The sequence below is a fragment of the Streptomyces sp. NRRL S-646 genome (genome assembly GCF_000720765.1).
Taxonomy (GTDB): Bacteria; Actinomycetota; Actinomycetes; order Streptomycetales; family Streptomycetaceae; genus Streptomyces.
This window is the reverse complement of the sequence record NZ_JODC01000010.1, coordinates 387,412-406,984: the sequence shown is the minus strand read 5'-3', so window position 1 is coordinate 406,984 and position 19,573 is coordinate 387,412. Positions and strand designations below refer to the sequence as shown.

The 19,573-nt window shown below is 71.4% G+C and carries 16 protein-coding genes; 4 read left to right on the top strand and 12 right to left on the bottom strand.

Going from position 1 to position 19,573, the window contains the following annotated elements; genetic code table 11:
- Positions 1-37 precede the first annotated feature (37 nt).
- From mgt to IH68_RS0127660, 5 genes are all read right to left on the bottom strand, one after another.
- The gene (gene mgt / locus IH68_RS0127685; RefSeq protein ID WP_030940196.1) at positions 38-1,264 is read right to left on the bottom strand and encodes a macrolide-inactivating glycosyltransferase; all 1,227 of its coding nucleotides are present in this window, start codon (positions 1,262-1,264) and stop codon (positions 38-40) included.
- Between the two features lie 49 nt (positions 1,265-1,313).
- Positions 1,314-2,099: an ErmE/ErmH/ErmO/ErmR family 23S rRNA (adenine(2058)-N(6))-methyltransferase gene (gene erm, locus IH68_RS0127680; RefSeq protein WP_030940194.1), complete on the bottom strand. Its 786-nt coding sequence runs from the start codon at positions 2,097-2,099 to the stop codon at positions 1,314-1,316.
- Positions 2,100-2,388: 289 nt separating this feature from the next.
- A complete protein-coding gene (locus IH68_RS0127670; RefSeq protein WP_051833758.1) occupies positions 2,389-3,696 on the bottom strand; it encodes an ABC transporter substrate-binding protein in 1,308 nt (435 codons plus the stop codon).
- The gene (locus IH68_RS0127665) at positions 3,696-4,529 is read right to left on the bottom strand and encodes a carbohydrate ABC transporter permease (RefSeq protein ID WP_030940190.1); all 834 of its coding nucleotides are present in this window, start codon (positions 4,527-4,529) and stop codon (positions 3,696-3,698) included. The genes IH68_RS0127670 and IH68_RS0127665 overlap by 1 nt, the downstream gene beginning before the upstream one ends.
- The gene (locus IH68_RS0127660) at positions 4,526-5,461 is read right to left on the bottom strand and encodes a carbohydrate ABC transporter permease (protein ID WP_030940189.1); all 936 of its coding nucleotides are present in this window, start codon (positions 5,459-5,461) and stop codon (positions 4,526-4,528) included. Before IH68_RS0127660 ends, IH68_RS0127665 begins: the two co-directional genes overlap by 4 nt.
- A gap of 187 nt (positions 5,462-5,648) precedes the next feature.
- On the opposite strand from IH68_RS0127660, the gene IH68_RS0127655 reads away from it, so the two are divergent.
- A complete protein-coding gene (locus tag IH68_RS0127655; RefSeq protein WP_030940187.1) occupies positions 5,649-6,521 on the top strand; it encodes a phosphotransferase enzyme family protein in 873 nt (290 codons plus the stop codon).
- Between the two features lie 129 nt (positions 6,522-6,650).
- On the opposite strand, the gene IH68_RS0127650 is transcribed toward IH68_RS0127655, so the two are convergent.
- The 4 genes from IH68_RS0127650 to IH68_RS0127635 form a co-directional block, all read right to left on the bottom strand.
- Complete coding sequence (locus IH68_RS0127650) at positions 6,651-7,373, bottom strand: 3'-5' exonuclease (RefSeq protein WP_030940185.1); 723 nt, start codon at positions 7,371-7,373, stop codon at positions 6,651-6,653.
- 102 nt (positions 7,374-7,475) lie between these two features.
- Positions 7,476-8,753, bottom strand: coding sequence for an SAV2148 family HEPN domain-containing protein (locus IH68_RS0127645; RefSeq protein ID WP_030940183.1), 1,278 nt, complete (start codon positions 8,751-8,753; stop codon positions 7,476-7,478).
- A gap of 80 nt (positions 8,754-8,833) precedes the next feature.
- Positions 8,834-10,156 carry a copper amine oxidase gene (locus IH68_RS0127640; protein WP_030940181.1) on the bottom strand — a complete coding sequence of 441 codons (1,323 nt, stop codon included), beginning with the start codon at positions 10,154-10,156 and terminating at the stop codon, positions 8,834-8,836.
- Between the two features lie 55 nt (positions 10,157-10,211).
- Entirely contained in the window at positions 10,212-11,015 is an 804-nt protein-coding gene (locus IH68_RS0127635; protein WP_030940179.1) for a hypothetical protein, read from the bottom strand.
- A gap of 193 nt (positions 11,016-11,208) precedes the next feature.
- Here IH68_RS0127635 and glgX point away from each other — a divergent pair, with 193 nt between their 5' ends.
- Positions 11,209-13,338 (top strand): glycogen debranching protein GlgX, encoded by a 2,130-nt coding sequence (gene glgX / locus IH68_RS0127630; RefSeq protein WP_030940177.1) that lies wholly within the window; start codon positions 11,209-11,211, stop codon positions 13,336-13,338.
- Here glgX and IH68_RS59475 read toward each other — a convergent pair.
- Positions 13,335-13,703 (bottom strand): hypothetical protein, encoded by a 369-nt coding sequence (locus tag IH68_RS59475; protein ID WP_063763550.1) that lies wholly within the window; start codon positions 13,701-13,703, stop codon positions 13,335-13,337. The genes glgX and IH68_RS59475 overlap by 4 nt on opposite strands.
- 57 nt (positions 13,704-13,760) lie before the next feature.
- Entirely contained in the window at positions 13,761-14,378 is a 618-nt protein-coding gene (locus IH68_RS59470) for a hypothetical protein (RefSeq protein WP_063763549.1), read from the bottom strand.
- A 192-nt stretch (positions 14,379-14,570) separates the two neighbouring features.
- Between IH68_RS59470 and treY the strand changes: the two genes are divergently transcribed.
- Positions 14,571-16,928, top strand: coding sequence for a malto-oligosyltrehalose synthase (gene treY, locus IH68_RS0127620; RefSeq protein ID WP_030940176.1), 2,358 nt, complete (start codon positions 14,571-14,573; stop codon positions 16,926-16,928).
- A gap of 135 nt (positions 16,929-17,063) precedes the next feature.
- Here the strand turns inward: treY and IH68_RS0127615 are convergent, their stop codons facing one another.
- Positions 17,064-17,981, bottom strand: a complete 918-nt coding sequence (locus IH68_RS0127615; RefSeq protein ID WP_030940174.1) for a LysR family transcriptional regulator — start codon at positions 17,979-17,981, stop codon at positions 17,064-17,066.
- A gap of 85 nt (positions 17,982-18,066) precedes the next feature.
- On the opposite strand from IH68_RS0127615, the gene lpdA reads away from it, so the two are divergent.
- Positions 18,067-19,512, top strand: a complete 1,446-nt coding sequence (gene lpdA, locus IH68_RS0127610) for a dihydrolipoyl dehydrogenase (protein ID WP_030940172.1) — start codon at positions 18,067-18,069, stop codon at positions 19,510-19,512.
- Positions 19,513-19,573: the final 61 nt, after the last annotated feature.

The following is a 19,573-nucleotide window of genomic DNA, read 5'->3' as shown; positions in this document are numbered from 1 at the left end:
GGGCCCGCCGGCCACAGGGGAGCCGGCGGGCCCTCGCTCATGCCCGCTGCGCGTTCAGCTCGGCCTCGATCAGATCGGCCGCCCGCCGGGTGCCGCCCTCCTTCGCCATGTCGGCCTGGATCTCCTTCAGCCTGCGGGCGACCTCGGGATCGTCGACCAGAGCGAGGGCGGTCCTGCGCAGGGTGTCTGCGGTGGCCTCCACCGTGGGGACGTGTCGGGCGACGCCGAGGGCCTGCAGCATGTCCGCGTTGCCGAACTGGTCGACGGCCTGCGGTACGGCGATCATCGGTGTGGCGGTGGCCAGACCCTCCTGGCTGCCGCCCGCCCCGGCGTGGGTGACGAACAGGTCGGCCTGCCGAAGTACCGCCAACTGCGGCACCCAGGAACGCACTTCCACGTTCGCCGGTACGTCCCCGAGCGCCTCGGGGTCCACGCGCCTGCCGATCTGCAGGACGAGGTGCCAGTCGGGCAGGCCGCCGAACGCCTCGACACACTCCCGGTAGAAGCCGGGCCGGTCGGTGAAGGTCGAGCCCAACGACACCAGCGCCACCTTCTCGGCTCCGGCCGGCCGCTGCCAGTCGCCCTCCGCGGTGCGGTCGCCCTGGCAGGCGCCGACGAAGGTGTACCGGGTCTCGTCGACCCGGTCGGCGTTGGGCTGAAGCGCCTTGGGGATCAGGACGAGCGAGCGGTCGGGGTGGCCCGCGAAGTGGTCCGGGTGCTGTGTGATCCCGTTCTCCTCCAGCCAGGCCCGGAAGCGCGCGTAGTACGCCCGCCCCCGCTCGGTCCGCTTCGGCTCCGCCCACATCGGCTCGGCGACTTCCTTCTCGTACCCCTCCCAGGCGACGAGGTTCGGCGAGAGCGAGATCGCGGGGACGCCCCAGCGGTGGGCGAGGACGCGGGCCGGATACGCCGTGATGTCGTGCAGCACGAGGTCCGGTACGTCCCCGTCGTACGCCTCGGCCAGCTGCGGCAGCGCCTGGATCGCGTCTTCGAGGAACAGCTCGACGTGGTCCAGCAGTTCGCTCCCCCACGCCGCCGGGTCCGCGTCGGGCCCGGGCAGCGTGGAGTGCCACAGCTTCGGCTCGGCGCCGGTCTCGGCGACCTTCTCCGCGAACGCGGGCGGGATCGCATACGTGACTCGGTGTCCGCGGGCGACGAGCTCGCGGATCACCTCGAGGCTGGGGTTCACATGACCGTGGGCGGCGACGGAGAACATGGCGATGTGGGCGGGACGGGGTGTGCGGGTGGGAGTCGGGGTAGGCATGTCGCCGAAGGTAGACGAGACGATACGTCTCGTCCAATCATTTTGAAGGTCACCCGGCCAGCACCTCGTGCAGCCTCAGCCACCGCCCCGGTGCCACTTCCCCGACCAGCACCCGGGGATCCAGATCCGCCGCCCGGAAGGCGGCGTCCACCCGGCGCCTCGGATGTGCACGTCGCAACGAGGCGTGCAGCGAGCCGCCGATCCCCGAGAAACCCAGCTCGACGAGGCACCGCCAGCTGTCGTACGCGGCGGGTTCGAGCAGCGGGGTGCGGCGCCGTTCGATGCGTACGATCCCTGCGTCGACGCGGGGTACGGGCCTGAACCGTGTCCGGGCGACCCGGCCGACCAGCCGCCACTCGTGGCGGGGCCAGCTGCGGACGGTGAGCAAGGTCCAACTCCCGTAGTCGCCGGTGCGTTTGCGGGCGTACTCGAGCTGGGTGAGCAGGGTGGCATCGGTGAGAGCATGGGCCCGCAGGCACCATTCGACGATGGCGGCGGTGCGGGAGAAGGGCACGTTTCCGGCGACGGAGAACGGGGTGCGCGGGGGCCGCGCGGCGAGGAAGTCCCCGCCGATCACCCGCACATGGGCGGTGCCGGAGAACCGGGTACGCAGGACGGGGAGGAGCCGTCGGTCGATCTCGTACGCGCGCAGCTCACGGCAGCGCGGGGCCAGCCGTTCGGTCAACGCGCCTTTTCCTGCACCGACTTCGAGCAGCAGGGGTGCAGGTGCCTGCCGCCCGTGCGGGACGGCGAGCCGGGCGATGTGTTCGGCGGTGGCGCGGTCGGCGAGAAAGTTCTGCGAGAGCGCGCGGGAAACGGGGGTGGGGCGGGCCATGGCCTGCGGTCCTTGTCTTCCGTGAAGGGGGAGAGGGCAGCCGAAGGCCCTGACCGGAAGGCAAGAAAGGAAGAGAAAGAACGGGGGCGGATCGCACCGCGTGTGATCAGCGGGTGGGGCTCCCCGGGCCGGTCAGGGCTCCGAGGCCACGACGCATCCGGATGGAGTACGTGCAGCCCCGGCCGAGACCGGAGTTGATGATCGCGTTGTTCGCTGCCACGAACGGCACGCTAGGCGGACGGCCGTACGCCGGGCAACGGGTTTTCCGTGGCGGCCGCCCCGGCGGCTGTCAGCGCTGGTAGCGGGCGAGCACCAGGTTGCCGTCCTGCTCCAGCCGTCTGCGCAGTTCGTCGAGGCCGATCGCCCCGCTGTAGTACTCCTGGAACGCGGGCGTCGCCACCTTGTCCTTCCACTCGGGGTAGCCGCGGACGGACTGGGCGGGCGCCGGGCGGAGGTGGGCGGCCAGGGCGGTGCCGGTCGCCCAGCCGTTCTTGGCCGCGTGCAGGGCGGGGTCCTCGAGCGCCTGGGTGCCCGTCGGCAGCATCCAGTCCCCCAGCGCCAGCCGCACCATGTTCTTCGGCCGGAGCAGGTAGTCGACGAACTCGGCGGCCTCCTTCTTGTGCGGGCTGTCGTCGGCGATGGACAGGGTCTGCGGGCTGACGCCCTGGGTGAGTCCGTCGGTGCCGGCCGGGGCGGGCAGCACCTGCCAGTCGAAGCCCTTCGGCGCCTGCTGGACGATCTGCTGGCGGTAGGAGAAGCCGAGCGGCACCATCGCGTACTTGCCGCCGAAGAAGCCGGGCAGGGTGTCCGAGCCGCCGCTGCCCAGGGTGGTGGGCGAGGCGCTGCGGTCGGTGTTCGCCTGGTCGTGGATCGTCCGCGGCACCACCTGGTCGGCCGCCTCGAAGCGGACCGTGACCTTGCCGTCCGTACCCCGGTGGAAGAGCTGGCCGCCCGTCGACAGGGACAGGTTCAGAGTGGCTGAGACGGGCTCCTTGAGCGGCCAGGCGACACCGTATTTCCCGTCGCCGCTCAGCCTCTTCGTCACATTCCGGAACTCCGCCCAGCTCCATGGCCGTTCGGGCGTCGGTATCCGTACCCCCGACTTCTTCAGCCAGGTCGCGTTGGCGATGAGGACACGCGGCTCCTGGAGGAAGGGCACGCCGTAGATGCCGTCGCCGAAGGTCGCCGCCTGCCAGCTCCGCTGTGGGATGTCCGACTTGAGCCGCTGGGGCAGCAGGTCGGTCAGATCGGCGAGGTAGCCGCCGTAGGCGAAGTCCGCGAGGTCGTCCGAGGCGTCGTGGATGATGTCGGGTGCCTCGCCACCCTCGAAGGAGGTGAGGAGCTGGTCATGGACGCTGTCCCAACTCCCCTGCACATACTCGACCTTGATGTCCGAATGACTCGCGTTCCACTCCTTCACCAGCTCCTTGTTGGCCTCGACGGACTCCTGCTGCCAGGCCAGGGACTGGAAGCGGAGGGTGATCCGTCCGTTCGCCGGGCCTCCGCTGCCGCCGCTGCTGCAACCGGCCAGCAGCAGCGTGAGGACGAGGGCCAGAACACCTCCTGCGCGTCCCCTGAATCCGGTTCGGCTGCGCATCAGTTCTTCACCGCCCCGGTGAGCATGCCGCCCGTGATCCGCCGCTGGATGACCGCGAAGACGACCAGTGAGGGAAGGGTGGCGAGGAACGCGGCAGCGGCCAGCGGGCCTAGATCCGCGACGCCTTCTGCTCCGATGAAGTGGCTGAGCACGACCGGCAGGGTCTGTCTGTCCGGCGTTTTCAGCAGGACCAGCGCGAAGAAGAACTCGTTCCACGCGGTGACGAACGCGAACAGCCCCGTCGCCGCGATCCCGGGCGCGAGCAGCGGCGCCACCACCGACACCAGCGTCCGCACCCGCCCCGCCCCGTCGACCGCGGCCGCCTCCTCGACCTCGGCCGGCACCGCCCTGACATACCCGGCCAGCATCCACAGCGCGAACGGCAGCGCCCAGACCACGTACACCAGCGTCAGCCCCGCCGGCGAGTTGATCAGGCGCAGGTTCTTCAGCACGAGGAACAGCGGGATGATCACCAGGACCAGCGGAAACGCCTGGCTGACGACCACCCAGCCGGTGGCGGCCCGGGTCAGCGGAGTGCGGTGCCGGGCCATGACGTATGCCAGCGGGGTCGCGATCAGTACGGCGATCAGCGCCGCCCCGGCCGCCGCGAGCAGGGAGTTGAGCGCGGCGTGCAGCAGTGGCTGCTCGTCGAAGGCCTGGCGAAAGTTGTCCAGGGTGGGGTGCCGGGGGATCCAGGTGGGGTGCAGGCTCCCCAGCTCGCGCGGCGACTTGAAGGCGGTGGAGACCAGCCAGAGGAAGGGGAACGTGAGGAAGACGAGATAGGCGAGCAGGGCGGCGTACTGGCCGACGCGGGTGCCGGTCCTGGTCCTCATGTGTCGTCCCCTCCCCTGAGCCGGCCGGCCAGGAAGACGGCGAGGAGCACCGAGATCAAGGCGACCATGACGCATCCCATCGCCGCCGCGTACCCGAACTGCCCGTAGCGGAAGGCCTCTTCGTAGGCGAACAGCATGGGCAGCCGGGTGCGGCCGCCGGGCCCGCCGCCCGTCAGCACGTAGACCAGGGCGAAGGAGTTGAAGTTCCAGATCAGGTTGAGCGCGGTGATGGCGAGGGCGACCGGTCTGAGGGCGGGCCAGGTGACCGTGCGGAAGCGCCGCCAGGCACCCGCCCCGTCGACCGCCGCCGCCTCGTGCAGTTCCCGCGGGGTGTTCTGCAGCCCGGCCAGCAGCGCCACCGTGGTCTGCGGCATGCCCGCCCAGATGCCGACGACGATCACCGCGGGCAGGGCGGACCCGAGGCTGCTGAGCCAGTCCCGCCCGCCGCCGAGGCCGAGGTCGTGCAGGGTCTCGTTGAGGACGCCCGCGTCCGGGTTGTAGACCAGCCGCCACATGATGCCGACCACGACCTCGGGCATGGCCCACGGGACGATCGCGAGGGCCCGGGCGAGCCAGCGCAGCCGCAGGTCCTGGTTGAGCAGCAGGGCGAGGCCGAGCGCGAGCAGGAACTGCGGCACGGTCACACCGACCGCCCACACCAGCCCGATCCGGAACGACTCCCAGAACAGCGTGTCGTGCAGCAGGTCCTGGAAATTGAGACCCCCGATCCACTGGGTGGACCGGGTGCGGCCCGACTGGGCGTCGGTGAAGGCCAGCAGGATCCCGTAGAGCAGTGGTCCGACGCTCAGCACGAGGATCGGGAGCAGCGCGGGCAGCACCAGGAACCAGGCCCCGCGGTCGGGGAGCCGTCGGTCCCCGGCGGTGCGTGGCACGCCCTGCGCCGACCGCCTCGTCGCGGTCACCAATGTCACGTGATCGGCTCCTTTGCGCGGCTCGTGACGTTCGGACCCGGTGGGCCTTGGTCATGGTCGTGAAGGGGGTATGCACCGTCAAGGCAGTAGGCACACTGTCCGACCTGTGCGAATGCGAGACTGGGCCGGTGGGTGGCGCGATCTCGACGCCGTTCACCGATGCATACGCGGACGTGGGAGGAAGGCGATGGACGAGTCACGGGCGCGGGACGTACTGGCCGCGGCGCGGGTACTGCCCGGCCCGGCGCGGGACGCGCGGCTCCTCGCCCTGGGCGAGAACGCGGTGTTCGCCTCCGGCGACCTGGTCGTCAAGGTGGGCCGTGACGCCGAACTCCTGGACCGGGCGCGCCGCGAGCTGGACATCGCATTGTGGCTCGCCGAGGCGGGCGTGCCCGCGGTGCGGCCGGCGGAGCCCAAGCCACTGCTGGTCGAGGGGCACCCGGTGACGGTGTGGCACCGGATCCCGGATGCCGTACGGCCGGCCGAGCCCCGGGATTTGGCCGAACTGCTACGGGTCGTCCACGCACTGCCCACTCCCCCTGTCGATGCCTTCGAGCTGCCGCCCCGCGAGTTGCTGGGCGGTGTGGAACGCTGGCTGCGGCTCGCGGGCGACGCGATCGACCCCGCGGACGCGGCGTATCTGCGCGAGCGCCGCGACGGTTTTGCGGCGGCCGCCGCCGCGCTCACCCCTCATCTGCCGCCTGGGCCCATCCACGGCGATGCGCTGCCGCGCAATGTCCATGTCGGGCCGGACGGGCCCGTCCTGGTCGACCTGGAGACCTTCTCCGCGGACCTGCGCGAGCACGACCTGGTCGTCATGGCGCTCTCCCGCGACCGGTATGGCATGCCGGCCGAGGCCTACGACTCCTTCACCGAGGCGTACGGGTGGGATGTGCGGGAGTGGGAGGGCTGCGGTGTGCTGCGCGGTGCGCGCGAGACGGCGAGCTGTGCGTGGGTGGCTCAGCATGCGCCGAGCAACCCCGCGGCGCTCGCCGAGTTCGAGCGGCGGGTGGCGTCGTTGCGGGACGGGGACGAGACGGTGCGGTGGTATTCGTTCTGAGCGCCTAGTGGGCAGGGGCTTGTTGTTGTCGGGCGACTGCAGGCCCTATGTGGCTGGTCGCGCCCACGCGGCGGAGCCGCAAATCGACACGGCCCCGCGCCCCTTTGGGGCGCCTCCGGCGCCCGGCGGTCAGACCGGCTCGTCCGTCAGCTCCCGCAAAGGCCACGTCCCGTCCACCACCGCCGTCGCGTCCCCCTTGCCGCGCAGGAACTTCTGGAAGTCCGCCGCCCACTCCGCGTACCACTCGATCTGGCGGCGGTGCAGTTCCGCCGGGCCGAGGACTGCGATCTTGGGGTGGCGGGTGGCTATTGCGCAGGCCAGGCCGGCTGCGGCCAGGGCGTCGGCGGAGGCGTTGTGGGCGGCGTCGAGGGTGACGCCGTATTCCGTGCAGACCGCTTCGAGGTTGCGCTTGCCGCGGCGGTAGCGGTCGACCCAGCGGTCGATGGTGTACGGGTCGATGACCGGGGCGGGGTCGAGGCCGCCCAGTCGGTCGCGCAGGGACGGCAGTCCGTATCTGCGCAGTTCCGCGGAGAGCAGGCTCAGGTCGAAGGCCGCGTTGTAGGCGACGACCGGGACGCCCGTCTTCCAGAACGCCGCAAGGACGTCCGCGATGGCGTCCGCCACCTCGTCGGCCGGGCGGCCCTCGGCGGCCGCGCGTTCGTTGCTGATCCCGTGGACCGCCACGGCGTCCGCCGGGATCTCCACGCCCGGATCCGCCAGCCACTCCCGGCGCCCAAGGGGCTGTCCGCCCCTGACCTCGATCACGGCTCCCGTGACGATGCGCGCCTCACGCGGATCGGTCCCGGTCGTCTCCAGGTCGAAGCCGATCAGCAGCTCCCGGTGCCAGCCCATGCGTGGCCCCCCTTCTCGGTGGTGCTTTCCCCCAGTGGTCTCCACCTTCCCATGGGCCACTGACAATCCGAGGACCGCATTCCGCTTGGCCCCGGCGACAGTTCAGGACACAGGTCGCGAATCCGCCCAGGAGGTTTCGAACTCCTCGCGGTATGTCGGGAAGAGCCCGCTCTCGACTCCCTTGTCCATGTCGTCCGGCTTGACCACTCGGCTGCCGTTGCGCAGGACCAGCACCGGAGCCTCCATGCCGCGCGAGCGCCGCAGATAGGACTGGAGGACGGCGACGCCGTCCGAGCCGTCGCCGTCGACGAGGTAGGCGGTGAAGCGCGGGGTCTCGTCGTAGACCTGGATCTGGAAGGCGGCCGGGTCGCGCAGCCTGGACCGGACGCGACGCATGTGCAGGATGTTCATCTCGACCGCGCGGCTCAACTCGCCGCGCTTCATGCCGAGTTCGCGCTCGCGCCGTTTGACGGCGCTGGAGGCCGGGTTGAGGAACAGCAGCCGGACGCGGCAGCCCGCCTCGGCCAGACGCACCAGCCGGCGCCCGGAGAAGTTCTGCACGAGCAGGTTGAGGCCGATGCCGACGGCGTCGAGGCGGCGGGCGCCGCCGAAGATGTCCTCGGCCGGGAACTGGCGCAGCAGCCGCACCCGGTCGGGGTGCACGGCGACCACGTCCGCGTACCGGTCGCCGACCATTTCCTCCACCGCGTCCACGGGCAGCCGTCGGGCCGACGGCACGTCCCCGGCCGCGCCGAGGACGTCCAGCAGCTTCGCCGAGGCCCGCTCGGCCTGGCCCAGGACGGCCTCGGAAAGGGCCCGGTTGCGGGAGACGACGTTGCGGGTGACCTCGAGCTCGTCCAGGGCGAGTTCGACGTCGCGGCGGTCGTCGACGTACGGCTCGAAGCAGGGCCAGTGCTGCACCATCAGCTCGCGCAGCTGGGGCAGGGTGAGGAAGCTGAGCACGTTGTCGTCGGCCGGGTCGAGCAAGTAACCCTTGCGGCGGCTGACTTCGCGTACGGCGACCGCGCGCTGCACCCATTCCTGGCCGGCCGGACCGGCCGCGGCGACCACCCAGTCGTCGCCGTGGACGGGTTCGTAGATGGGCCGCAGAACAGCGGCCACGACCGCGCGCAGCCGCTGTTCGACGAGGTTCAGCCAGATGTAGGCCCGGCCGGCTCGCTGGGCGCGCGTACGCACCTCGCGCCAGGCGTCGGCATCCCAGTCCAGCTCCGGCCCGATGGAACTCGTCGCCATCGGCCGGGCCAGGGACACCGTGCCGGGCGGGACATCTGTGGAGTTCCCCTCGTGACCCTCGTCACCAGGGGGCAACTCCAGCCCTCCCGACCCCACCCGCGCACCGCCTTCCGCTCCCCCGAGCATCCCCGTGTCAACGATCAAGGAAGGGTACTCCGGGAGCAGTCAGCGGTGCAGCCGGATGGACAGGTCGATTCTCAACTGCCCTAGTGCCAGTGCCCGTTCTGACCGGCCAGGGCGGCCGGAGTGAGCGGATTCATAGCCGTGACGTCGCGCGGGGCGATGGAGAAGCCCTGCCAGTGGACCGGCATCGGCTGCTGGTCCTCGTCCCGGGCTATGTGGTGGAAGCCCACATTCACCCAGACTATGGGGTGGGTGAGAGTCTGCCCGTTGACCCATGTGTCGACGGACTTGCCGTGCCCGGCACCGCAGTTGAGCGGGTTGCCGCTGGCGTACTGCTCGCACTTGTTGTACTCGGTGAAGTACACGTCGTGCTTGGTGAAGCCGTGGCCCGGGTACTTCGCGGTCGGGCCCTGGACGATCTCGTACGAGCGCGGGTGGTCGTCCTTGTTCTTGCCGGCCGTGCTCACCACGCGCCACCAGCGCATGTCCTTGGTGTCGCCCGCGAGTTCCTTGGTGACCTTGGTGAGGGTCGTCTTGTTGGTCGGCGCCTGCTGGCCGTTGACCGGGGCGCTGACCTTCGAGTCGTACTGCTCGACCTTGGTCTTGGAGGAGCCGTCGAGGCCGAAGTCGAGCCGCCAGAAGACGTTGTGGCTGTGGCTGGTGGCATAGGCCTTGGCGCCCTTGCCGAGGGGCCAGCCGCGGCCGTCGCCGGCGTCGTAGTCGTCGGGCGAGAGGCTGCCGGTGGCGCCGGCGTTCATGCTCATCGTGCCGTCGTCCTGGAAGCGCCACTCGGTGATGTACTCGTACCAGCCGACCTTGTTGACCGTGTAGAGGAGCAGGTCCTTGCCCTGCGCCTGGTAGGTCTTGTTGGTGTCGGACAGCAGGTGGTAGGCGTGGCCGCGGGAACGGGTCGTGGCGCACAGGCCCTTGACGTTCTGCGACTCCGAGTAGAAGGGTTCGGCGACCTTGACCGACTTGATGGTGCCGCCCGGACACTCGGCGGGCGTGAGGTTCAGCAGGCCGTTGCCGAAGTTGTAGTCCGTGACGTCGTTGTACTCGACACTTCCGTCGTCGTACGGCACGTCGATCTGGGCGAGTTTGGCGCTGTTGAGGACCTTGATCGGCTGGGACTCGCCGGGCGGCTGGTAGGAGATGTCGTCCAGGATGACCCCGGACCTGCTCTCGAAGCGCCAGCACATCCGCCAGGTGGTGCCGGTGGAGAGCTTCTGCTCGATCTGGTAGGCCGCGCTGCACTGGGGGGCCGCGGCGGCGGTCGCCTCCTTGTGCTGGGCGAAGGCCGGTGCCGCTGCCGTGCCGCCGAGGGCGAGCCCGACCGCGAGCGGGCCCACCATGGCCCGCCTGCGCAGCGCGCTACGGCGGGCACGGCTGTCTCTGTTGACGTGCATGACGAAGTGACTCCCTTACAGGAGGAGCAAGTGTGAAAAGTGAACGGAGCCCGGTTCAGCCGAGCTTGACGACCTTGCGGGCGCTCAGGTCGATCACGAAGTCCCGGGTGTCGATCCAGGCGCCGTTCTTGACCTTCGGGAACAGCCGGGTGCAGCGGTGTTCGCCGCACTTGCCGAGCTCGGCCGGCTGCACGCCCGGGGTCGCCCGGAACACCATGCTGGTGAGCGTCAGCTGGTCAGGGGAGGTGAGCTCCTTGCCCGTGGCGTCCTTGTAGTCCGCCTTCAGGCCCGCGCCCAGCGGGTCGGCGATCAGCAGCCGGGCCGCCTCGGTCTGCTCGGCGACGCCGAGCGGCGGCTGGACGTCGTGCTGGGTGCTCGTCTCCTCGACCTTGCCGGTGTCCAGGTTGACGGTCTTGGTGACGACGCTGTCGTTCCGGTAGTCGTAGAACGTCACATCCGCGCGCCGGGGCGCGTTCGCGCTGTCCGGCTGGTCGGTGTCCGGCTCGGTCAGCTCCACGGTGAGGCGCTGCGGTCCGCGGGCGCCCTTGACGTTCTCACCGGTGTTCAGCAGTTGCTGGTTCAGCGCGATCTTCTCGACGCGCTTCGTCTCGTCGTCGGTCAGCGGGTCGAGACCCTTGCCCTTCTCGCCCTCGGCCGGCGCCTGCTCGACGACACCCGGAGCGGGCGTGCCGTTCGCCTGAGCCGCCTGCTGGGCCGCCTGCCCTCCCTTGGTTCCTCCCGAATCGTCGGCTCCCGCCGTCCCCGGCAGCGTGATCCCGACCATCACGGCAGTTCCGGCGACCGCTATGGCCGCACCGGCCACCATCTTGCCCAGATGGCGGTGCACTATCTTGCGCACATTTGCCCCCTACTCCCCCTTCATCCCCGGGAGTACTTTTCTGCCCCACTGATTGGCATACGGCGTTGACATACGGCGTATGCACAGGTCGATCGGTAAGAGGGACGTAAGTCATAGGTGGTTCCATCACTTTCGGGGACACTCGACGCCAAGGCGCCCCCTGGGGCGCGCTCCACCTGAAAGAGTCGTGTCCATGCAGGTCTGGCCTGGCGAGGCGTATCCGCTCGGTGCCACGTACGACGGCGCCGGCACCAATTTCGCGGTCTTCACGGAGGCCGCGGACCGAGTAGAGCTGTGTCTGCTGCACGACGACGGCTCGGAGACGGCGGTGGAACTGCGCGAGAGCGACGCATTCGTACGGCACGCGTACGTGCCCGGCATCATGCCGGGACAGCGCTACGGCTTCCGGGTGCACGGCCCGTACGCCCCAGAGCGCGGCCTGCGCTGCAACTCGGCGAAGCTGCTGCTCGACCCGTACGCGCGCGCGATCAGCGGCTCCATCCGCTGGGGCGAGGAGGTCTACGGCTACCACTTCGACGCGCCCGACAGGCGCAACGACCTGGACTCGGCGCCGCACACGATGACGTCGGTCGTGGTCAACCCGTACTTCGACTGGGGCGACGACCGGCGGCCGCGGCGCGGATACCACGAGACGGTGATCTACGAGGCTCATGTCAAGGGCCTCACCATGCAGCACCCGGGGCTGCCGGAAGAGCTGCGCGGCACCTACGCGGCGCTCGCGCACCCGGTGATCATCGAGCATCTGGTGGAGCTCGGCGTGACGACGCTGGAGCTGATGCCGGTGCACCAGTTCGTCAACGACCACCGGCTGGTCGACATGGGCCTGAACAACTACTGGGGCTACAACACGATCGGCTTCTTCGCCCCGCACAACGCGTTCGCCTCCTGGGGCGACCGCGGCCAGCAGGTCCTGGAGTTCAAGTCGGCGGTCCGGGCGCTGCACGAGGCGGGCATCGAGGTCATCCTGGATGTCGTCTACAACCACACGGCCGAGGGCAACCACCTGGGCCCGACGCTGTCCTTCAAGGGCATCGACAACCCGCAGTACTACCGGCTCACCGACGACCCGCGCTACTACATGGACACCACGGGCACCGGGAACTCGCTGCTCATGCGGTCCCCGCACGTCCTGCAGCTGATCATGGACTCGCTGCGCTACTGGGTCACCGAGATGCACGTCGACGGCTTCCGCTTCGACCTCGCAGCCACCCTGGCCCGGCAGTTCCACGAGGTGGACCGGCTGTCGTCGTTCTTCGACCTGGTGCAGCAGGACCCGGTGGTCTCCCAGGTGAAGCTGATCGCCGAGCCGTGGGATGTCGGCGAGGGCGGCTACCAGGTGGGCAACTTCCCACCGCTGTGGACCGAGTGGAACGGCAAGTACCGCGACACCGTACGGGACATGTGGCGCGGCGAGCAGCGCGCGCTCGCGGAGTTCGCGTCCCGGCTGACGGGCTCCTCGGACCTCTACCAGGACGACGGGCGGCGCCCGCTCGCCTCGATCAACTTCGTCACCTGCCACGACGGTTTCACCCTGCACGACCTCGTCTCGTACAACCAGAAGCACAACAAGGGCAACGGCGAGGAAAACCGGGACGGCGAGAGCCACAACCGGTCCTGGAACTGCGGGGAGGAGGGCGAGACCGACAACGCCGAGGTGCTGAAGCTGCGGGCGCGCCAGATGCGGAACTTCGTCGCCACGCTGATGCTCTCCCAGGGCGTGCCGATGATCAGCCACGGCGACGAGTTCGCGCGCACCCAGCGCGGCAACAACAACGCCTACTGCCAGGACAACGAGCTGGCCTGGGTGAAATGGCCGGCCCCCGGGGCGGAGGAGGACGGGGCCGAGAGCGAGCTGCTGGCCTTCACGCGCGCGATGGTGTGGCTGCGCAAGGACCATCCGGTCTTCCGCAGGCGCCGCTTCTTCCACGGGCGGCCGGTGGAGGGCACCCACGACGAACTGTCGGACATCGCCTGGTTCACGCCGGAGGGCAAGGAGATGGCCCAGCGCGACTGGGACTCGGCGCCGGCCTCGGCACTGACGGTGTTCCTCAACGGCAACGCGATCTCCGAGCCGGGTACGCGCGGGGAGCGGATCACCGACGACTCGTTCCTGCTGATGTTCAACGCCTCGCCCAGGCCGCTCGACTTCGTGGTGCCCGTCAACCACGGCCGCCAGTGGGAAGTGGTGGTCGACACCGCCCGCTCGGACGGGGTGCCGCCGCACACCGGCCCGAAGGTGCAGGCGGGCGACCGGCTGACGCTGGTGGACCGGAGCCTGACGGTGCTGCAGCGGCCGGTCTAGGTCTGCTCCAGGTCCTGTTCGTGCGTCGGTGTGGTCGGCTGCCGGCCGGGTACGCGCGCGTGCTGGGCCGGTTCGGTGGTGGGCCCGGTGTACGAGGACGGGCGCGCCGTCAGGGCGATGGCGCAGGCGAGTGCGGCAGCCGTGCTCGCCGCGGCGAAGGCGGCCGCGGGGTCGTACGACTCGGCGGGGCGGCCGGTGACGGCGACCGCGAGGGCCTGGCCGCCGACGATCGCGCTCGTCGCGAACGCCATCGCCTCGGCCGGCCGGGTGGGCGGCACCGCGCGCTCGGTGAGGCCGAACACCGTCACCAGGTGCGGGGCGTAGGCGACACCGGGGACGGTGACGACCGCATAGAGGCCGCCCATGCTCCGTGTCCGCAGCAGGGGCAGGGCGAGCAGGAACGCGGCCGCGGCCGCCGCCCGTCAGCGAGCCGTGAGGGGGATGCGTGCGGGCACGGCGGTCATGGAAAGGCCCGCCACCGCACTCATCACCCCCATGGCGGCGTACACGAGACCGGCCTGCTGCTCCTGTCCCAGCCGCTCGGTGAGTGCTGTGACGCCGGCCTGACAGGCTCCGAACATCGCTCCCTGGAGGGCCAGGGCGGCGCGGAGGGGGAGGACGGAGCGGGGCGGGCGGGGTGCGCGGGCACGGCGGCCGGGCCCACCAGGGCCGGGCCCAGGACGAAGGAGATCTCGTCGAGGGTGCTCTCGAAGGAGAGCGCCGCGCCGACCGTGGACTCGGGGGCTGCGGACCGGCGCCACCAGGCGGGCGCGGCCCAGGGGGCCGATCAGCGGTACGGTCGCGCCCGCCACCGCCCCGAGGAGTGCCGGCGAGGGGACGGACAGGCCGTCGAGCGCCCCGGCGACGAGGGCGGCGATCGCGGCGGCGTTGGCGAGGGAGAAGGCGAGCACGACCGTCCGCCGGCCGTGCCGGTCCGCGAGCTGCCCCACCAGCGGACCGCAGGCCACCTGCCCGGCCGGCGCCCCGCCCGTCAGCCCCGCAGCGGCCGGCGACCCGCTGGTCCGGGCGACCAGCAGCACGCTGCCGAACTGGATCGTGGCCGTCGGCAGCCGTCACAGGAAGGACGCCACCGGCAGCAGCGGCCCTGTCAGGCCGATGACGTCCCTGTACGTTCGCCCGGTGCTCCCCATCGCTCGACGCCGGCCACGCGCGCGTGCACCCGTGGAGGGGACGATGACACGAAGGGCGGCAGGGCGGGTACGTAGGTTTGCATGACACCTGAGCGACCCGACCCCCTGGTGCCCACGGCCACCTACCGACTGCAGCTGCAGCCCGAGTTCCCGTTCGCGGCCGCGGCCGACGCCGTGCCCTACCTGGCCTCGCTCGGCGTCTCGCACCTGCACCTGTCCCCCGTGCTGGAGGCCGTACCGGGCTCGGCGCACGGCTACGACGTCGTCGACCACGCGCGCGTGCGGGGGGAACTGGGCGGCGAGGAGGGGCTGCGTGCGCTGGCGCGCACCGCGCGGGAGCACGGTCTCGGCCTGGTGGTGGACATCGTGCCGAACCACATGGCGATGGCTCCGCGCCACAACCACGCCCTGTGGGAGGTGCTGCGGGAGGGCCCCAAGTCGCCGTACGCGCGCTGGTTCGACATCGACTGGGAGGCGCAGGGCGGCCAGATGCTGCTGCCGGTGCTGGGCGGCCCGCTCGGCTCGGTCATCGGTGAGCTGCGGGTCGACGGGGACGTGCTGCGCTACTACGACCATGTGTTCCCGCTGCGCGAGGGCACCGAGAAGCTGCCGCTGCCGCAGCTCCTGGACGCGCAGTGGTACCGGCCGGTGTGGTGGCGGCTGGCCCGCACCGAGCTCAACTACCGGCGTTTCTTCAGCATTTCGGAGCTCATCGGGGTGCGGGTCGAGGACCCGGAGGTGTTCGAGGCCACGCACGCGAAGATCCTGCAGCTGCTGCACGAGGACGTGGTCGACGGGCTGCGTGTCGACCATCCCGACGGGCTCGCCGACCCCGACGCGTATCTGCAGCGGCTGCACGAGGCGACCGGAGGCCGCTGGACGGTCGTGGAGAAGATCCTGTCGGACGGGGAGCCCCTGCCGGCTTCCTGGCCCGTGGCGGGCACCACCGGTTACGACGCCCTGCGGCACATCGACGGCCTTTTCACGGACCCAGCAGGGTTCGGGGAACTCCTCGGCCAGTACCGGCGGTTCGCGGCCCCGCAGACCGACCGCGGCGGCGACTGGGCGGCGACGGTACGGCGGGCCGCGTACAAGGTGCTCACGCACGAGCTCGCCACCGAGATCGACCGGCTGACCCGGGTGGCCGGCAGACTGTGCGCCGCCGCACCGGACCCCGCGCTGCGCGACCGCGCTCCCTGGGCGCTGCGCACGGCGCTGCAGGAGCTTCTGGTGCGCCTGGACGTCTACCGGCCGTACGCCTCCGGGGACGCGGCCTTGGTGGTCACCGAGGAGGCCGCCGCCGAGGCCCGGCTCGCCTTCGTCGTCCCGGAGGAGTCCGGCGCGGTCGACGTCGTAAGGAATCTGGTCCTCGGGCGCCACGGCGACGGACCCGACCACGTGGAGTTCCGGGCACGGTTCGCACAGACCGCCTCCGCGCTGCGCGCCAAGTCCGTGGAGGACACGGCCTTCTACCGCTACGTACCCCTGCTGTCGGCGACCGAGGTGGGCGGCAACCCGGGGAGCCCGGCGGTGTCCCCGGAGGACTTTCACGCCTACTGCGGGCGCGTGCAGCGCGACTGGCCCGCGACCGGGACCGTCGCGTCGACGCACGACACGAAGCGCAGTGCCGACGTAAGGGCGGCGCTGGCCGTGCTCACCGAGTGCCCGCAGCGCTGGGCGGACGTGCTGGCGGAGGTGACGCGGGCGGATGAGGGCGTGCCGGACGCCCAGGTGGCGTGGGCGGCGTGGCAGACGGTGTTCGGGCTCGGCGCAGCGGCCGAGGAGCGCGTTCAGCAGGCCCTGTTGAAGCATGTGCGCGAGGCGGGGCTGCTGACGAGCTGGACGGAGCAGGAGCCCGCCTACGAGGAGGCGGTGGCGGCGTTCGTCTCGGCGGGGCCGTGCGGGGCTCCGGGCGAGCACGTGGTGGCCCTCCGCGGTGCGCTGGAGCCCCACATCCGGGCGAACGTGCTGGGCACCGCGCTGGTCCATCTGACGATGCCGGGCGTGCCGGACGTCTACCAGGGCACCGAGGGTGAGTACTTGGCGCTGGTGGACCCGGACAACCGGCGTCCTGTGCGGTTTCCGCCCTCGGCGGACCCCGGCGAGAAGGGCGAGGTGACCGCGGCGGCGCTGCGGCTGCGCGCGCGGCGGCCCGGCGCCTTCGGGGACGCGGCGACGTACGCGCCGCTGACCGCCGAGGGCCCGGCGGCGGCCCACTGCGTGGCGTTCGCGCGCTCCGGAGAGGTCGTCACGGCCGTGACGCGGCTGTCGCTGCGGCTGGCGGAGGCGGGCGGCTGGCGGGACACCGTGCTGCCGCTGCCGGCCGGGCGCTGGTCCGATGTGCTGTCTCCCGGGCGGGAGTTCGTGGGACACGCGCGCGTGGAGGAACTTTTCGCGCGGCTTCCGGTGGTGTTGCTGGAGCGGGTTGACGCGGACTGAGCCTCCGCGGGCTGTGTCACTTTGCGGCTCCGCCGCGGGGGGGGCGATTGAGCGTCGATCGTCTGCGGGCCCGTCGTGGCTGGTCGCGCAGTTCCCGCGCCCCTTTGGGGCGCTGCCGGTCCCGGTGGGCCTTGCTCACCCTGTTTGGGCTGCCAGGGAGGTCGACGTTCCCGGCGTCGGCCATGACGACCTCAGAAGCTCTACGAAGGCCTCTGCCGCGCCCGTTGGTGGGACGCGGGCGAAGACGGTCATGGGGCGGCGCCAGGACGGGGCGTGGGAGAGGACCGTGCAGTCCTCGCCCACCGCTCCGCGCACGATGTGCGAGGGTGCGACGCAGACGCCGACTCCGGCCGCGGCCATCCGTACGGCCGTCGACGTGTGCTCGGTCCACACGGCCGTGCGCGGGGCGAAACCGGCCAGTCCGCAAGCCCAGTCGAGGAAGCGTTCGCCGTGTACGACGGGTTCCATGGCGCAGCGGATCCAGTGGCGGTCGGTGAGTTCGGGCAGGGTCACCGTCGTGCGGCCCGCGAAGCGGTCGTCGAAAGGGACCACGAGGACGGCCTCCTCCTCGCCGACCGGCACGACGGTGCCGGGCCAGTCGGCGGGTGCGGGACCGACGGCGAGGTCCGCGGTGCCGCGCTCGACCTCCTCCTCCAGTGCCTGGGAGGTGGCGTACTCGTGCAGGTGAAGCACCACGTGGGGGTGGGCGGCGCGCCAGCGGGCGAACACGTCCGGCAGGACGCCGACCGCGACGGAGTGGACGGCGGCGATATGCAGTTCGCCGCCCTCGGCGCCGGCGGCGGCACGCGCCGCGCGGCGGGCCTGCGCGGCGCTGCGCACGGCACGTTCGGCGTGCGGCCGGAAGGCGCGGCCCATCGGCGTGAGGCGCACTCCACGCGGCATACGCTCCAGAAGGGCGCCGCCGACCGATCGCTCCAGGGCCTTGATCTGGTGCGAGAGCGCCGGCTGCGAGACGTGCAGGACCTCGGCCGCGCGCGTGAAGGACGCCTCGTCGACGACCGCCAGGAAGTACTCCATCTGCCGCAGACTCATGACCCACCCCTCATAAACATTCTGCATCGGTTCCACAAGAACATTGCCTTGGACTTATGGCAAGAGGTGGACGGAGGCTGGGGGCATGGACGACACACGGGATCTGAGCACTGCGGATGTCATCGTCATCGGCGGCGGCACCGGCGGATACAGCACCGCCCTGCGCGCCGCCGCCCTCGGGCTCGATGTCGTGCTCGCCGAGCGCGACAAGATCGGGGGGACCTGCCTGCACCGCGGCTGCATCCCCAGCAAGGCGATGCTGCACGCCGCCGAACTCGTCGACGGCATCGCCGAGGCGCGCGAGCGCTGGGGGGTGAAGGCGAGCCTGGACGCCGTCGACTGGCCGGCGCTGGTCGCCACGCGCGACGACATCGTGACGCGCAACCACCGTGGCGTGGAGGCGCATCTCGCACAGGCCGGCGTACGGGTCGTGCGGGGCAGCGCCCGGCTGACGGGGCCGCGCACCGTACATGTGCAGGGGCCGGACGGGGAACGCGCGCCGGGTGTACGGGGCTTCGCCGCACGCCGTGGGATCGTCCTGGCCACCGGCTCACGGCCGCGCACGCTCCCGGGGCTCGAGCCGGACGGCCGGCGCGTGGTGACGAGCGACGACGCGCTCTTCGCGCCGGGTCTGCCGGGGTCCGTCCTGGTGCTCGGCGGTGGCGCGATCGGCGTGGAGTACGCCTCGTTCCACCGCTCGATGGGTGCGGAGGTCACCCTCGTGGAGGCCGCCGACCGGCTCGTACCGCTCGAGGACGCGGACGTGAGCCGTCACCTGACGCGCGGTCTCAAGAAGCGCGGCATCGACGTGCAGGCGGGCGCCCGGCTGCTGGACGCCGAGCTGCTCGAGGACGGCGTACGCGCGCGCGTGCGCACCGCCCGCGGCGAGACCCGTACCGTCGAGGTGGAGCGGCTCCTGGTGGCGGTCGGCCGGGCCCCGGTCACCGACGGCCTGGACCTGGCCGCGGCGGGGCTCGCGGCGGACGCGCGCGGCTTCGTCGAACCGGCCGACTGGAGCCGGCTGGAGACGCCGGTGGGCGGCGTTCACGTCGTCGGTGACCTGCTGCCACCGCCGTCACTCGGCCTGGCGCACGCCTCGTTCGCGGAGGGCCTGCTGGTGGCCGAGACGCTGGCCGGCGTGGCGGCCGTGCCGGTCGACTACGCGGCCGTGCCCCGGGTGACCTACTCGTCGCCGCAGACCGCGGCCGTGGGCCTCAGCGAGGCGGAGGCACGCGCGCGTGGGTACGAGGTGGCCGTCAACACCATGCCCCTGACGGCGGTCGCGAAGGGCCTGGTGCACGGGCAGGGCGGGATGGTGAAGGTCGTCGCAGAGGCAGACGGCGGACCAGTGCTCGGTGTGCACCTGGTGGGCCCGCACGTGTCCGAGATGATCGCGGAGAGCCAGCTGATCGTCGGCTGGGACGCGTACCCCTCGGACGTGGCCCGCCACATCCACCCGCACCCGACGCTGTCGGAGGCGGTCGGCGAGACCTTCCTGACGCTGGCCGGACGCGGGCTGCACCAGCAGTGAGCGCCGGTGTCCGCGCCCCCATCGGCAGCAATGCCCCTCGTCGTCGGCGGTGAATGCATCT